Source organism: Nitrosospira sp. NpAV, from assembly GCF_000832065.1.
Classification (GTDB): domain Bacteria; phylum Pseudomonadota; class Gammaproteobacteria; order Burkholderiales; family Nitrosomonadaceae; genus Nitrosospira.
This window is the reverse complement of the sequence record NZ_JXQM01000007.1, coordinates 72,574-86,186: the sequence shown is the minus strand read 5'-3', so window position 1 is coordinate 86,186 and position 13,613 is coordinate 72,574. Positions and strand designations below refer to the sequence as shown.

The window sequence follows — 13,613 nt, the reverse complement described above, 5'->3', positions numbered from 1 at the left end:
ATGGATAAAAAGTCTATCTTATTCAATCTTACCTGTATGTACACTCAAAGGTACCCGTCATGAGGGGCAGTGCGACTTAAAAATAAAGTACGCTCATAAAACATTAAGAACCAAAAACTATTTCCAGTAGCTTGGTCGTCTATGAGATATAGCTAAATACTAACCCTCATCTCCAATATCATGCCGAGAAAGACTGGCCATCATTCTTAAAAACTCTTCTGGAAGATCCAGATTTCGCGAATACTCTTCTATAAAATAATGAAGAGGTAATATTCGCTGGGTGTGATGATAATACAATCCTCTAATAATTTTTTCGATAACTATTTGAATACGATTAGTATCAGGAGAAAAGGCATGTGCACGTCCGAGATGTATTCTCTCTTTACTTTTAATCTCTGTCCAGCACAGGCGTTTCATCAGATCAGCTACCAGTGCAGGCCTTCTATGCATGCGCGGCAAGATGCGCTGATGCAACAATGAAAGTGACGCTGAGCTGCTCTCGCTACCCATGGCAACTACAAGTCGGAAATCTCATCGTGAAGAGAGTTCTTCTCGTTGCATGGCTTGCAGGCTGGTACTGTAATGAGATTTTTACGTCGAGGTGCAGGGAAAAGTCCAACGGGAGGCACATGATCCCTGGTAGTAGCATTAGAGCCACACAGATAGCATAGTTTCTTGGCTCGGCTTTTCAAAATGGGCTTCACTTTTGCGCAACAAGTTGGATTTATATAGACCAGCAATAAAGAATTCTAAACAATCCTGAGCTTATTGCCGACGATTATTGACTACCCAAACTCAGCATAAGGATTTGGTCCCTGCTTCTTAAATATGGAAACCTTAGACCGGCCGGCAGGGCTCATACCCAGTTTACCCAATACAGACTCAGAACGGATAAGCAATGTCGCACTGTTACCCCATTCCTCGGTACGAAGCGTGGCAAGGATTTGAGCAGCCAACTCGACTATCAGGCTGTCAGCTTTGCACGGCACGCCAGGATGCGCATAGCCTACTATTTCACACCCGCCATTTGCTGAATATTTTTGATTATGGGAGGCAACAAAGGTGAGTTTGAAAAGCGAAAGAATTGATTTGTCATCTACAAAATGAATGGGGCTTTGACGAAGTTCTTGATAACCGCTAAAAAAATAAAGGTTTGTAAAAGGCAATAATCCTGAAAACCCGCAGCCTGAGTTGACGATACCCATAGGTGTACCCGATAAAATTGCGCTTTCTTGAGACGTATTGCAATGGGATGAAATGAAAAAGCCGCATGGTTAGCGGCTTTTATAAAATACTGAGATAGCCTGATTCTTTATGAAAGGTCATTCAATATTCTGTACCTGTTCCCGCATCTGCTCGATCAGTACTTTGAGCTCCAGGGAAATCTTCGACACTTCCACATCCACCGATTTTGAGCCTATCGTGTTGGCTTCGCGATTGAGTTCCTGCATCAAAAAATCCAGGCGTTTGCCGATCGCGCTCCCGCTGGACAAGACCCGTTCAACTTCATCTAGGTGAGCCTGCAGGCGGGATAATTCTTCGTCTACATCGATTTTGCTGGTAAATAGCAATAATTCCTGACGGATGCGATCATCGTCCTGATTTATCATCGCCTCGCTCAGCCGGGATCTGATCTTCTCCCGGAATGCCACAAGCAACGCAGGGATACGCGGCGATACTTCCGCCACCAGACGACGCATCTTGCCGAGACGCTCAAGCAGGATGGTTTGAAGTTTCTCACCTTCGCGGGCGCGTGCCGCGGCAAACTCATCCAGGGCAATGCTTAGCAATTCCATGCATGACTCGCCTAAGCTTTCCGCAGGTGGGGAATCGGCCCCCAGTATTCCCGGCCAGCGAAGGATGTCGGCCACTTCGAGGCCTCGCGCACCCGGCAGGACCCCTCTGACGATGCGGTCCAATTCAAGCAGTTTTTGTAGCAAGTCGGTATTGATTTGCTGCGGATCTTCGGCACTCGCGAGCCGAGAAAAACTCAAACGGCATTCGATTTTTCCCCGGTTCAATCTGGCCGTCAAAAACTCACGCATCCTGGCCTCAAGCAAACGGAGTTCATCAGGCAGGCGGAACTGAATGTCAAGATAACGATTGTTGACGGAGCGCAGCTCCAGATTCAGTGAGCCATGCGGCACCTCCTTTGCAACTGCCGCATAGCCGGTCATACTGTAGATCATGCTAACTTAACCACCGGCAAGTCCTTAATAAGTTAAAATAACCAATGTGGCGCATTACCACACGCCATTATCGCGGATTATGCCACAACGCACTCGCGCCTAGCGGCTTGTCGGCGTTAATCCGGAACGCAACCATGTGTGCCGCAAGAATTGCGCCATTTACCCCATAGCAGCCTCGCCTGAAAAGTGAGCGCAGGTAATACAGAATATTATTATTAATCATAATACTGATCTATTACCGATTTAGGATTGCACCATGCGCCATCGGCGCAAGCTCCGCCGATGCCATTATCTTCTAAGGATTTACCATAACCATGCGTCCCAGCAATCGCACCCCAGCTCAACTCCGCTCTGTTGAAATCACCCGGCATTACACCCGGCACGCCGAAGGTGCGGTGCTGATCGCGTGCGGTGACACCAAGGTATTGTGCACCGCCAGCCTGGACGAAAAAGTCCCCCCCTTTCTCAGGGGTAAAGGTCAGGGCTGGCTCACTGCGGAATATGGCATGCTGCCGCGCTCCACGAATGAGCGGATGCAGCGCGAAGCAACCAAGGGCAAGCAATCCGGCCGCACCATGGAAATCCAGCGCCTGATCGGGCGCGCACTGCGTTCGGTCGTGGACCTGACCAAGCTTGGCGAGCGAACTATCCAGATCGACTGCGATGTCATCCAGGCCGATGGCGGCACCCGTACCGCCAGCATTACCGGGGCGTTTGTAGCGTTGCATGACGCTGTCGAAAAGCTGCTGCAGCGGCAATTGATACAAACCACGCCGATACTGACGCATGTCGCCGCCATCTCGGTCGGTATCTATGAGGGTGTACCCGTGCTTGATCTGGATTATCTGGAAGACTCCTGCTGCGATACCGACATGAATGTCGTGATGACCGGCGATTTCGGCCTGGTGGAGGTGCAGGGCACCGCTGAAGGGATCTCGTTCAGCCGGCAAGACCTGAACACCATGCTGGACTTGGCACAGCACGGAATACAGGATCTGATCGAGATTCAGAAAGCGGCGCTGGCAACAAAATGAGCGGAGTCCCGAAAATGCAAAAACTCGTGATTGCCAGCGGCAATGCCGGCAAACTTCGGGAAATCCGCCACTTGCTCGAACCCCTGGGAATTGAGGTATTGCCGCAGTCCGCTTTCAATATTACGGAAATCGAAGAGCCTCATTGCACCTTCGTTGAAAATGCGCTCGCCAAGGCGCGCCATGCCAGTAAGTCGTCCGGATTGCCGGCGCTGGCGGATGATTCCGGCATTTGCGTGAATGCCTTGAACGGTGGGCCGGGCGTTTATTCCGCGCGCTATGCGGGAGAACCCAAATCGGATGAGCGGAATAATCAGAAGCTGGTGGATGTGTTAAGAAATCAAGCGGATCGCGGGGCACACTATTACTGCGTCATGGTGCTGGTACGCCACGCCGATGATCCGCAACCCATCATTGCCGACGGCGCCTGGCATGGCGAGATCACACTGGAACCTCGCGGTGAAGAAGGGTTCGGTTACGATCCCTATTTCTTTCTCCCGGATTTGGGTAAAACCGGAGCGCAACTTCCGATGGAGCAAAAAAATCGAATCAGCCATCGCGGCAAAGCGCTGACGCGACTGGTTGAGCGCATCAGGGAAGAAACATTTTGAATCGCAGCTGATCCACCCCTTCAACTTGTTGTCTGAATCGATATGACAGCAATCATTCCTCCCGCATCTATGCCGGACACCCCCTCTCTGAGACTGAAATCGCTGCCCCCACTGAGTCTCTATATCCATATTCCGTGGTGCATGAAAAAGTGCCCCTATTGCGACTTCAATTCCCATGAGGTTCGTGGCGAAAATGGTAATGTGCCGGAGACTGAGTATGTAACCGCGCTGATCCGCGATCTGGAAACAGCATTACCGCAGATCTGGGGGCGTAGCATAACGAGCGTATTCTTTGGCGGCGGCACACCCAGCCTGTTTAGCGCCCGATCCATCGATGCGATTCTTACCGCGGTGAGGACCTTGCTGCCGCTGGAACATTTTGCGGAAGTGACGCTGGAAGCGAATCCCGGAACGTTCGAGGTGCAAAAGTTTGCCGATTTCCGCGCTGCGGGAATCAATCGCCTGTCCATCGGCATTCAAAGCTTCAACCCCAGGCATCTTCAATCGCTGGGACGAATCCACGACGGCAGCCAGGCGCATCGCGCGGTCGAAATTGCCCAGGAGAATTTTGACAATGTGAATCTTGATCTGATGTACGCACTCCCGCATCAGACCATGGAGGAGGCCCGAAACGATATCAAGACTGCGGCCGCTTACGGCGTCCCGCATATTTCCGCTTATCATCTTACGCTGGAGCCCAATACGTTGTTTCATCGCTATCCACCGCCGCTGCCGGATAACGATTTGGCGGCGGAAATGCAGGTAATGATCGAGCAAACGCTTGCTCAGAGCGGTTACCTGAATTATGAAACTTCGGCATTCGCCCAGCCCGGGTGCGAATCGCGCCACAATATGAATTATTGGCTGTTCGGCGACTATCTGGGTATTGGTGCGGGTGCGCACAGCAAAATAAGCTTTGCCGATAGAATGATGCGCCAGATGCGCTATAAACAACCCAGAGATTATCTTGCCAAAACTTCGCCGGACATGATGGCTTTTGACTCACCCGTCATGGAACAGCATGAAGTAGGGCAGAATGACCGGGGCTTCGAATTCATGATGAACGCACTGCGCCTGACCGGGGGTTTTGCGACGAAAATGTTTGAGGAGCGCACCGGCCTGGCCATTGACAGTATCCAGCCACAACTTGACGAGGCAGAGCGGCGACAGCTGATAACGCGCGATTGTCAGCGAATCGTGCCCACTCTTGCCGGCAGGCGCTTTCTGAACGATTTATTGCAGATCTTCCTGCCGGAGTCAGGAGCCTAAGGAGCTACTTGCCCCTCATCTCTTTTTTACATGCTTTTTATTGCTTTTGGAACACCATATCCCGCACATCATGCCCCAGCCGCAAACCGCGCTGCTCAAATTTAGTCAACGGCCGGTATGCCGGACGTGAGGCATAGTCAACGGCGGTATTGGCAAGTTGCGGTTCGCCGCATAATGCTTCCAGTATTTGGCCGGCATAATCCTCCCAATCGGTCGCGACATGGATATAACCCCCACGCTTCAGGTGCCGGCACAGAAGCGCGACGAATTCCGGCTGTATCAGCCGCCGCTTATGGTGGCGCGCTTTGGGCCAGGGGTCAGGAAAAAAAATATGCACGCCATCGAGACAATCGGATGGCAGCATCCGTTGCAGGACTTCCACTGCGTCATGCTGGATAACACGCACATTCACTAATCCAGACTCATCGATCTGCTTCAGCAGGCTGCCCACGCCTGGCGTATGAACATCGATGGCGAGATAGTCATATTGGGGGTGAGCCTTGGCGATAGTGGCTGTCGTCTCGCCCATGCCGAAACCGATTTCCAGAAATTTTGGCACGCTCCTGCCAAAAATGCGATCGAGATCAAGCAGATTATCCGCAAATGGGATGCCATATTTCGGCATCAGGGTTTCATGCGCGCGGCGCTGGGCGTTCGAAACACGCCCCTGGCGAAGGACAAAGCTGCGGATGAGACGATGCTCTGCCATTTAGAGGAAAGAATAGGCCCGGAGATCGGGGAAACGGAAATTCGGGTTAGGAGGCTTTGCCTTTGCTGCTGGCGATAGTGCCGCTGACGGGCGAACTGGGGCTGGCACTATAAAGCTTTTTCGCCATGCGTCCAGCCAGATAGGCTTCGCGCCCGGCTTCCACCGCTTTTTTCATAGCGGAAGCCATCAACACCGGATTTTGCGCAGCGGCAATGGCCGTATTCATCAGCACGCCGTCACAGCCCAGCTCCATCGCGATAGCCGCATCCGAAGCGGTGCCGACACCCGCATCGACAATTACCGGAACAGTGGCATTCTCGATGATAATCTGCAAATTCCACGGATTGAGAATCCCCATGCCGGAACCGATCAGGGAAGCCAGCGGCATGATCGCGATACAGCCGATTTCTTCCAGTTGCTTGGCTGCAATAGGGTCATCGGAAGTATAGACCATGACCTGGAAACCTTCTTTTATGAGGATTTCTGCCGCCTTGAGGGTTTCGACCACGTTGGGATAAAGCGTCTTCGGATCACCCAGAACCTCCAGCTTCACCAAGCTGTGGCCATCCAGCAATTCACGTGCAAGGCGCAGGGTGCGCACCGCGTCATCCACGGTGTAGCAGCCGGCGGTGTTGGGTAACAACGTGTATTGCGATGGCGGCAGCACATCCAGCAGGTTCGGTTCACCAGGATTCTGGCCGAGATTGGTCCGGCGGATCGCCACAGTGATGATTTCCGCGCCACTGGCATCAACCGCCGCGCGCGTCTCGGCGAAATCCCTGTATTTGCCGGTACCCACCAGAAGCCGCGAGGAGTATGTCTTGCCTGCAATGATGAAGTTGTCCATAGCGCTTATCCCCCACCTACCGCGACCACGATTTCGAGCTTGTCCCCGTCGGTCAGAACCTGCTCGTCATATTTGCTGCGCGGAACAATTTCCCCATTGCGCTCTATGGCGATACGCTTGCCCTGCAACGCCATATGGGCCAGCAATTGCGTGATGTTCAGCATTGCGTCATGTTGATCGCTCTTTGGCGGCCGCGCCTGATCGGGGAGGGGAAAGCGTTGCGGCTGCCCGTTGATGATGAGTTGTATCATTTTAGAACCGCCTGGAAGCGGATACATTTGGATGCCAGTTTGGCTTTGGGATGTCGATTATACGGTGGAGCAGTCACATAGTCGACTGAGTGCGCCCGTATCTTCCGTCACAAATTCGCTCTGCCAGGATTCGGGAAGCAGCGAGATCGCTACAGGGCGAGCCCTCTCTTATTGCTGACAGCGCCTATAAAGTGGTTTCCATCGTATAATTCCATCCATGCGGGTGTAGCTCAATGGCAGAGCAGAAGCTTCCCAAGCTTACGACGAGGGTTCGATTCCCTTCACCCGCTCCACCTTCTCCCGTCTATGAATCCGTATCTCAGATACGCACTTATCGTATTTGCTGTCGTTACAACTCTGCTGGCGGGCCTTGTGATCTATATTGCCGCCATTTTTGACCCCAATGCCTATAAACCCCAGATCATTCAATTGGTAAAGGAAAAAAAACAGCGTGCCCTCAGGCTCGATGGCAATATCAAGCTTACATTCTTCCCTAATATCGGCGCCACGGTCGGTAATATCACTTTAAGCGAAACTAACCGTGACAAGGAATTCGCCGCTGTGGAGGACATCTTTGTGTCGCTCGCCTTGATGCCATTGCTCAAAAAGCAACTGGTGATAAATGAAGTGGCTATCGTCGGACTCAAAGCCAATCTGATTCGTTTCAAGGATGGCCGCACGAATATCGACGATCTTATTGCCAAAAGCGAAGAACCCGAACAGTTCAAAATCGACATTGATCATATACAAGTGGAAAATACGATGCTCACTTTCCGTGATGAAGCCAGCGGGGAACAGTACGTATTCAGGGACTTGAATCTCAAGGCCGGCGAAACCGGTTCCCGCTTCCATTCGGGGGATGGTTCGGTCCGGCACCAAGTGAAACTGTCGTTTAAGGCTAACCAACCCGATCGGCCCGCGATTGATCTGAACACCAGGCTGGAATTCGAATTAACGTCCGATTTCGACAAGCAGTATTACACCCTGGATGGCCTGAGTCTGGAGATCAATGGGGCCGTTACGGGAATCGATAATCTTGTGGTAAGTTCCAGGGGTAATTTGTCTATCAAACCTGCTGCTGGCGAATTTACTGCAAGCAAGCTTATGCTGGGCATCACCGGAGCAAGCGGCACGAATAATCTCGACATCAAGTTCGACGCACCACGCTTGAGTCTTATCGGAGAAACAGTGGCGGGCGACAAAACAACCGTGACCGCAAAAATAACCGGGCCCGAGGGTAGCACCAGCGGCACTCTCTTCCTTTCAGGTGTGGAGGGCTCGGTAAGTGATTTCAAGAGTAAAGCGCTGAGCGTTGAACTGGAATCAAAGAAAGGAGGGCTGACCGTCAACGCCATGCTGGCGTCTCCACTTACCGGCAACCTGGATACCCGCCAATTGAAGCTGCCGGATTTAACCGCTGTTATCAACGCCAGTGGTCCGGATATTTCCGGCAACGGCATCAGCGGTAATCTGCTGGGCAACGCCGCCGTGGACGGCGTGTCGCAGAACCTACAGGCTAATCTCGCCGGCAAGTTAATGGATAGCAATATCCAGGCTAAATTGGGGGCAGCGAATTTCGCCCAGCCGGCCTTCGATTTCGAAGTGGACATCGATCAACTGGATATGGATCGTTTTTTGCCCGAACAGCGGAAACAGGGAAAATATGCACAGAAAGCCGAAAACGGAAAAACCTTGGAGGAATCGCTGGGTTTATCCGTGCTGAACGATCTCGAGGTTCGGGGCTCGATCCGCATCGGTTTGCTGAAAGGCGCTAGCGTCAAATCGTCCAATGTGAGGCTCGACATTAATCCTTAGTCAGAGACGGGACCATCGCATGTCTACTTTCTCCGCCAAACTGATCCGCTGGCAAAAACTTCACGGACGCAATAATCTCCCCTGGCAGAACACGCGTGACCCGTATGCTATTTGGGTCTCTGAGATCATGCTGCAGCAAACGCAGGTGACCACCGTCATCCCTTATTACCTGCGGTTTCTGCAACGCTTCCCCAATATCGGAAGCCTTGCCGCCGGCACGGTCGATGAAGTGCTAGCGCTATGGAGCGGCCTGGGCTACTACTCACGCGGAAGAAATCTGCATCGGGCGGCACGCTTGATCGCCGAGGACCAAGAAGGCATATTTCCCCGAGACCTTGAAGTCATTCAGCAGCTCCCCGGCGTTGGCCGCTCAACCGCCGCGGCAATTGCGGTGTTCGCGTATGGAGAGCGATCCGCCATACTCGACGGCAACGTCAAGCGCGTTTTTGCCCGCTGCTTTGGCGTGGATGGCTATCCGGGGGAAAGAAAGAATGAGATATTGCTGTGGCGGAAAGCCGAAGAACTGCTGCCCGAGAAAAGTGAAAAAAGCCGGATTGAAATATATACTCAGGCATTGATGGATCTGGGCGCAACCGTTTGCACCCGCGGCAAACCCAAGTGCATGGCATGCCCGCTGCAGCAGGATTGCATCGCATTACGGGATGATCGCGTAGATCGGCTTCCTGCTCCCAGGCCCCACAGGCCGCTGCCAGAAAAAGAAACCATTCTGTTGATGCTGATGAAGCAAGGTAAAGTACTGCTGGGAAAACGCCCCGCCACAGGGATTTGGGGCGGGCTGTGGTGCCTGCCCGAAATGCCGGTGAGCGAAGACGCCATCGCCTATTGCACCCGGCACTTTGGGATGACGGTGGAACCGCTGGCACACATGCCGCCATTGGATCACACCTTCACCCACTTCAGGCTGCGGATTCATCCGCGGCCGCTGCAAGTCGTTTCCTATCCCGCCGCTATCAAGACACCATGGCAAGACGAGGCAATGTGGATAACGCTTGACGATGCGCTAAAAGCAGCCATTCCCGCGCCGGTCAGAAAACTGATCCTGCGACATGGACACCCGCAATCAGGCCAATTGCCGTTCGAAAAACAATTGTGATTTTACGCAATCAACATTCTCTACGAGCAGTTCACCAAAATAATGCATAACTGGCAGGAATGGAGAAAGCATCGGCGTGCCGAGTTGATGACGCGCAGGGAGTCAATCGGCGAAGCGGAGCATCGCTGCTGGAGCGTAGCCATCACGCATTCGCTCGAACGGGGCTTTCCCTCGTTACAAAACCGCGTGGTGGGGTTTTGCTGGCCCCACCGCGGCGAGTATGATCCTCGTCCCGCGATGGGCTATTTCCAGGAGCGCGGAGCAACCCTTGCACTGCCGGAGATAGTGAATAAGCGGGAGGTCCTACACTTTCGCAAATGGTGGCCGGAAGCACGCATGAAAGTCGGTGCTTATGATATCCCGGTCCCTGATAATACCGAGCCGGTAACGATTGGCACGGTGATAATACCCATGATCGGATTTGATCGACTGGGCTTCCGGCTTGGGTATGGCGGCGGTTATTTTGATCGCACCCTGATTGCAATCACCCCACGTCCGTTGACCATCGGTGTGGCGTTTGAAATGCTGCGCCTGGATAGCGTCCACCCTCAGCCGCACGATGTTCCGATGGATTTTATTGTGACCGAGGCCGGGATTTACCGGGTAACGCCAGCCGGCCTGGATTTAATTTCTATAGAGGAGTGCGCGGCGGAGAATGCCTTGAAATAAGCGCCGCCCCTTACCTTTACCCCATCGGTGAAATGGAAACCTGATGCACATCCGCGCCCTATGGCACGATGCGGGGCTGGTTTTCTGTGCCCCAGCGCGGCATAAGCGCGTGCGCCACCCCGAGGTGATCGAGTATGCGCGCCACGATAAAGTCCACCACATCCTGCACGCTTGCGGGATGGTGATAAAAACCGGGATTGGCAGGCAAAATCACTGCGCCGCTGCGCGCAAGTTTCAGCATATTTTCGAGATGAATCGCTGAAAATGGCGTTTCGCGGGGAACCAGTATGAGCTTCCGGCTTTCCTTCAGCATGACATCCGCTGCGCGCTCGATCAGCTTCTGGCTGAGCCCCGCCGCGATGGCGGCAAGCGTTCCCATGGTGCAGGGGCAGACCACCATCGCGTCCGCCGGATTGGAACCGGAAGCTACCGGCGCAAACCATTCCTCTCGTCCGAATACTCGCAGTTGTCCTTCAGCGGCGTTAAAACGATGCCTGAACAACTCTTCCGCCTCCTTGGCACGAGACGGGAGTACCAGTTGCATTTCCTGATGTGCGACAATCTGTGCCGCTTGGGAATACAACAGATAAACGCAATTGCCACCCGCCAAGAGCAACTCCAGCAAACGTATGCCGTACGGCATTCCGGATGCGCCGGTTAAAGCAAGGGTAATGGTTTTTGTTGTACTCATAGATGCTCGACGGTTTATTTTCCGATAGTACGATATACGACATCGGGTAACTTATCTTTTACAAGTTGAATCATATATGAACGCTTCATCCCTGCGTTCATTCTATGAATCCAGTTCCCTATGCCGCACCAACACTTGGTTGTTTCCCGCGAAGTAACGCGCCAGGCGTTCCACGAAATACACCGATCGATGACGTCCGCCGGTACAGCCGATAGCAACCGTCAGGTAACTCCGATTGTCGCGAATAAAACAGGGCAGCCAGTCATCGACGAACCGCCTGATATCTTCAAACATTCGATTGACGTCGATATTCGCATCAAGATATTCGATGACCGGCCCATCCCTGCCGGTCAGCGGCCGCAGAAGCGCCTCATAGTGCGGATTGGGGAGACAACGTACATCGAACACCATGTCGGAATCCAATGGAATGCCATGCTTGAAGCCGAACGATTGAAACAGGAGCGTCAGGCTTGCGGGATTGAGGCCAATGAAATCCCTGACCCAGGCGCGCAACGAACTGGCACTGAGGTCGCTGGTGTCGATGCGATTTGCAAGATCGCGCACCTCGCGCAGCATTTCACGCTCCGCCTGTATGCATTCTGGCAACGTCGAGCGGTCATCGCTGAGTGGATGGCGGCGGCGTGTTTCCGAGAAACGCTTTACCAGCGTATACGTTTTGGCCTCCAGGAACAGCAAGTGCACATCTATTTCCTGCTGCCTCAAATCCGACAGCTGCTGCGGCAACAAGTGCAGGGTCTCTCGGCTTCTGGCGTCAATACTGACAGCCACCCTTGGATGCGCCGATCCTTTTAAATAAAGCGTAACCTCTTGCAACAAGCTTGCGGGAAGATTATCCACGCAATAATACCCGCTATCCTCCAGAGCGGTAAGCGCGATGCTTTTGCCGGAACCGGCGAGGCCACTTATGACAATCAGTTGCATTTCTTTTTTTGATGTAACGATGGGCGTACCCTTGAATTCATGGTTCACTTTTCAGGCTTTTATCATTTTCCTGATCCTCCATTTCCTGCTGATGCCGCGCAAGAAATTCCTGGGCACTGTCGATCCCTCGCAGTTGCAGGACGTAATTACGCACCGCCGCCTCTACCAGTACGGCCAAGTTGCGCCCGGCGGCAACCGGGATGATAACCTTCCGGATATTGACGTCCAGTATGTTTTCGGTGACATCATTGATCGGCAGCCGTTCCAGGGAATTAAAGTCCACGCTGCTGGGTTTCTGCAGATGCACAATAAGCTTCATGTTTTTTTTCCGGCGTACTGCGGTTTCGCCAAAAATGGTGCGAATATTCAGCATCCCCAATCCGCGGACTTCAAGAAAATCACGTAACATCGGCGGACACCGTCCCTCAAGGGTTTCCGGGGCAATGCGATAAAGCTCTACGACATCATCCGCAACCAACCCGTGCCCGCGGCTTACCAGTTCCAGCGCCAATTCGCTTTTGCCGACACCGCTTTCGCCGGTAATCATGACCCCCATTCCCAGAACATCCAGCAGAACGCCGTGCTGCGTACTGGAAGGCGCTAGAACGCGTCCGAGAAAAGGGCGTAATAACCAGATTACCTCCAGGCTGGAATGCGGCGAGCAGAATAGGGCGGTATGAGTAGAGTCTGCAAAAGTCCTTATTGAGTCCGGTACGTTGGCACCACCGGCAACGATAATGCACCATAAACTGCTTTGCGCCAGCCGCTCCATATTCTGCCGCAAGGAAACAGGATCGAGCTGATTCAGATAATCAGCTTCCGGATCGTTCAGCACCTGGATCCAGTTAGGATGAATGAAATTGAGATGGCCGATTATCCCCTGAGTAGACCGGGCTATGGCGTCGTCGTTGAGCTGTCTGCCGCCGCCATCCCTGCCTGCCTCCCAGGTCAGAGCCAGTTTTTGACACTTTTCTTCAAATAGTTGCGTAACACTGATTCGGGACATTCGATAGGCTATAGTTTATGTAATGCAATTTACGGGAATGTAGCGGTATGCTTGGAACCGCTAAGTCATGGCGATGGGCGCCTTCCCAACGTTACCGAAGAAGGCGCCGAGCTTCTATGCTGTGGAATCCGTTCGGCTACTCCGGCTGTTCCGTTTCCTGATTTTTCAACGCCCCGTTATTGCGGCGGCTTGTATTCTTTTCCTTGTGCCTGAGGATCTGTCGATCAAGTTTATCCACCAGACTGTCTATGGAAGCATACATATCGGCACTGTCGGTCTCCACAAAAATATCTTTGCCTTTCACGTGTACATTGGCCTCAGCCTTCTGCTTAAGTTTTTCCACGGACAGGATCACGCTGACATCAATCACATGGTCGAAATGACGCGTGACCTTGCTCATCTTTGAAGCAACATAATCACGCAAGGAGGAAGTAATTTCTACGTGGTGACCGGTAAGATTTAGATTCAT

At 52.8% G+C, this 13,613-nt stretch carries 16 protein-coding genes and 1 tRNA gene; 7 read left to right on the top strand and 10 right to left on the bottom strand.

Features of this window, described 5'->3' with window-relative positions; all coding sequences use genetic code 11:
- Nucleotides 1-159: 159 nt before the first annotated feature.
- The 3 genes from SQ11_RS17185 to SQ11_RS05330 form a co-directional block, all read right to left on the bottom strand.
- Nucleotides 160-417: a hypothetical protein gene (locus SQ11_RS17185; protein WP_198140802.1), complete on the bottom strand. Its 258-nt coding sequence runs from the start codon at nt 415-417 to the stop codon at nt 160-162.
- A 368-nt stretch (nt 418-785) separates the two neighbouring features.
- Nucleotides 786-1,205, bottom strand: a complete 420-nt coding sequence (locus tag SQ11_RS16320) for a hypothetical protein (protein WP_052494003.1) — start codon at nt 1,203-1,205, stop codon at nt 786-788.
- A 117-nt stretch (nt 1,206-1,322) separates the two neighbouring features.
- Nucleotides 1,323-2,189, bottom strand: a complete 867-nt coding sequence (locus SQ11_RS05330) for a YicC/YloC family endoribonuclease (RefSeq protein ID WP_041513123.1) — start codon at nt 2,187-2,189, stop codon at nt 1,323-1,325.
- A gap of 314 nt (nt 2,190-2,503) precedes the next feature.
- On the opposite strand from SQ11_RS05330, the gene rph reads away from it, so the two are divergent.
- From rph to hemW, 3 genes are read left to right on the top strand one after another with little or no spacing between them, the layout of a single operon-like run.
- Entirely contained in the window at nt 2,504-3,223 is a 720-nt protein-coding gene (gene rph / locus SQ11_RS05325) for a ribonuclease PH (RefSeq protein WP_041513122.1), read from the top strand.
- 14 nt (nt 3,224-3,237) lie between these two features.
- A complete protein-coding gene (rdgB, locus tag SQ11_RS05320) occupies nt 3,238-3,831 on the top strand; it encodes an RdgB/HAM1 family non-canonical purine NTP pyrophosphatase (protein ID WP_041513121.1) in 594 nt (197 codons plus the stop codon).
- Between the two features lie 42 nt (nt 3,832-3,873).
- Nucleotides 3,874-5,100, top strand: a complete 1,227-nt coding sequence (hemW, locus tag SQ11_RS05315; RefSeq protein ID WP_041513120.1) for a radical SAM family heme chaperone HemW — start codon at nt 3,874-3,876, stop codon at nt 5,098-5,100.
- A 37-nt stretch (nt 5,101-5,137) separates the two neighbouring features.
- Here hemW and trmB read toward each other — a convergent pair whose 3' ends face one another.
- From trmB to thiS, 3 genes are read right to left on the bottom strand one after another with little or no spacing between them, the layout of a single operon-like run.
- Nucleotides 5,138-5,809 carry a tRNA (guanosine(46)-N7)-methyltransferase TrmB gene (gene trmB, locus SQ11_RS05310; protein ID WP_041513119.1) on the bottom strand — a complete coding sequence of 224 codons (672 nt, stop codon included), beginning with the start codon at nt 5,807-5,809 and terminating at the stop codon, nt 5,138-5,140.
- A gap of 46 nt (nt 5,810-5,855) precedes the next feature.
- Entirely contained in the window at nt 5,856-6,656 is an 801-nt protein-coding gene (locus tag SQ11_RS05305; protein WP_041513118.1) for a thiazole synthase, read from the bottom strand.
- A gap of 5 nt (nt 6,657-6,661) precedes the next feature.
- A complete protein-coding gene (thiS, locus tag SQ11_RS05300) occupies nt 6,662-6,907 on the bottom strand; it encodes a sulfur carrier protein ThiS (protein WP_041513218.1) in 246 nt (81 codons plus the stop codon).
- 219 nt (nt 6,908-7,126) lie between these two features.
- On the opposite strand from thiS, the gene SQ11_RS05295 reads away from it, so the two are divergent.
- The 4 genes from SQ11_RS05295 (at nt 7,127) to SQ11_RS05280 (ending at nt 10,505) form a co-directional block, all read left to right on the top strand.
- Nucleotides 7,127-7,200: transfer RNA gene (locus tag SQ11_RS05295), tRNA-Gly, on the top strand.
- Between the two features lie 13 nt (nt 7,201-7,213).
- Nucleotides 7,214-8,722 (top strand): AsmA family protein, encoded by a 1,509-nt coding sequence (locus SQ11_RS05290; protein WP_041513117.1) that lies wholly within the window; start codon nt 7,214-7,216, stop codon nt 8,720-8,722.
- Between the two features lie 19 nt (nt 8,723-8,741).
- Entirely contained in the window at nt 8,742-9,836 is a 1,095-nt protein-coding gene (mutY, locus tag SQ11_RS05285) for an A/G-specific adenine glycosylase (RefSeq protein WP_041513116.1), read from the top strand.
- Nucleotides 9,837-9,878: 42 nt separating this feature from the next.
- Nucleotides 9,879-10,505: a 5-formyltetrahydrofolate cyclo-ligase gene (locus SQ11_RS05280; protein ID WP_041513115.1), complete on the top strand. Its 627-nt coding sequence runs from the start codon at nt 9,879-9,881 to the stop codon at nt 10,503-10,505.
- Nucleotides 10,506-10,563: 58 nt separating this feature from the next.
- Here the strand turns inward: SQ11_RS05280 and SQ11_RS05275 are convergent, their stop codons facing one another.
- From SQ11_RS05275 to raiA, 4 genes are all read right to left on the bottom strand, one after another.
- Nucleotides 10,564-11,196, bottom strand: a complete 633-nt coding sequence (locus SQ11_RS05275; RefSeq protein WP_041513114.1) for a flavin prenyltransferase UbiX — start codon at nt 11,194-11,196, stop codon at nt 10,564-10,566.
- 102 nt (nt 11,197-11,298) lie between these two features.
- Nucleotides 11,299-12,138: an RNase adapter RapZ gene (gene rapZ, locus SQ11_RS05270; RefSeq protein ID WP_041513217.1), complete on the bottom strand. Its 840-nt coding sequence runs from the start codon at nt 12,136-12,138 to the stop codon at nt 11,299-11,301.
- Nucleotides 12,139-12,175: 37 nt separating this feature from the next.
- Nucleotides 12,176-13,144, bottom strand: a complete 969-nt coding sequence (gene hprK, locus SQ11_RS05265) for an HPr(Ser) kinase/phosphatase (protein ID WP_041513113.1) — start codon at nt 13,142-13,144, stop codon at nt 12,176-12,178.
- A 136-nt stretch (nt 13,145-13,280) separates the two neighbouring features.
- Nucleotides 13,281-13,613, bottom strand: coding sequence for a ribosome-associated translation inhibitor RaiA (raiA, locus tag SQ11_RS05260; RefSeq protein WP_041513112.1), 333 nt, complete (start codon nt 13,611-13,613; stop codon nt 13,281-13,283).

Excerpts from the sequence above, each read along its gene's own strand:
- SQ11_RS17185 (WP_198140802.1), bottom strand. The coding sequence starts at position 417 with ATGAAACGCCTGTGCTGGACAGAGATTAAAAGTAAAGAGAGAATACAT.
- SQ11_RS16320 (WP_052494003.1), bottom strand. The coding sequence starts at position 1,205 with ATGGGTATCGTCAACTCAGGCTGCGGGTTTTCAGGATTATTGCCTTTT.
- SQ11_RS05330 (WP_041513123.1), bottom strand. The coding sequence starts at position 2,189 with ATGATCTACAGTATGACCGGCTATGCGGCAGTTGCAAAGGAGGTGCCG.
- rph (WP_041513122.1), top strand. The coding sequence starts at position 2,504 with ATGCGTCCCAGCAATCGCACCCCAGCTCAACTCCGCTCTGTTGAAATC.
- rdgB (WP_041513121.1), top strand. The coding sequence starts at position 3,238 with ATGCAAAAACTCGTGATTGCCAGCGGCAATGCCGGCAAACTTCGGGAA.
- hemW (WP_041513120.1), top strand. The coding sequence starts at position 3,874 with ATGACAGCAATCATTCCTCCCGCATCTATGCCGGACACCCCCTCTCTG.
- trmB (WP_041513119.1), bottom strand. The coding sequence starts at position 5,809 with ATGGCAGAGCATCGTCTCATCCGCAGCTTTGTCCTTCGCCAGGGGCGT.
- SQ11_RS05305 (WP_041513118.1), bottom strand. The coding sequence starts at position 6,656 with ATGGACAACTTCATCATTGCAGGCAAGACATACTCCTCGCGGCTTCTG.
- thiS (WP_041513218.1), bottom strand. The coding sequence starts at position 6,907 with ATGATACAACTCATCATCAACGGGCAGCCGCAACGCTTTCCCCTCCCC.
- SQ11_RS05290 (WP_041513117.1), top strand. The coding sequence starts at position 7,214 with ATGAATCCGTATCTCAGATACGCACTTATCGTATTTGCTGTCGTTACA.
- mutY (WP_041513116.1), top strand. The coding sequence starts at position 8,742 with ATGTCTACTTTCTCCGCCAAACTGATCCGCTGGCAAAAACTTCACGGA.
- SQ11_RS05280 (WP_041513115.1), top strand. The coding sequence starts at position 9,879 with ATGCATAACTGGCAGGAATGGAGAAAGCATCGGCGTGCCGAGTTGATG.
- SQ11_RS05275 (WP_041513114.1), bottom strand. The coding sequence starts at position 11,196 with ATGAGTACAACAAAAACCATTACCCTTGCTTTAACCGGCGCATCCGGA.
- rapZ (WP_041513217.1), bottom strand. The coding sequence starts at position 12,138 with ATGCAACTGATTGTCATAAGTGGCCTCGCCGGTTCCGGCAAAAGCATC.
- hprK (WP_041513113.1), bottom strand. The coding sequence starts at position 13,144 with ATGTCCCGAATCAGTGTTACGCAACTATTTGAAGAAAAGTGTCAAAAA.
- raiA (WP_041513112.1), bottom strand. The coding sequence starts at position 13,613 with ATGAATCTAAATCTTACCGGTCACCACGTAGAAATTACTTCCTCCTTG.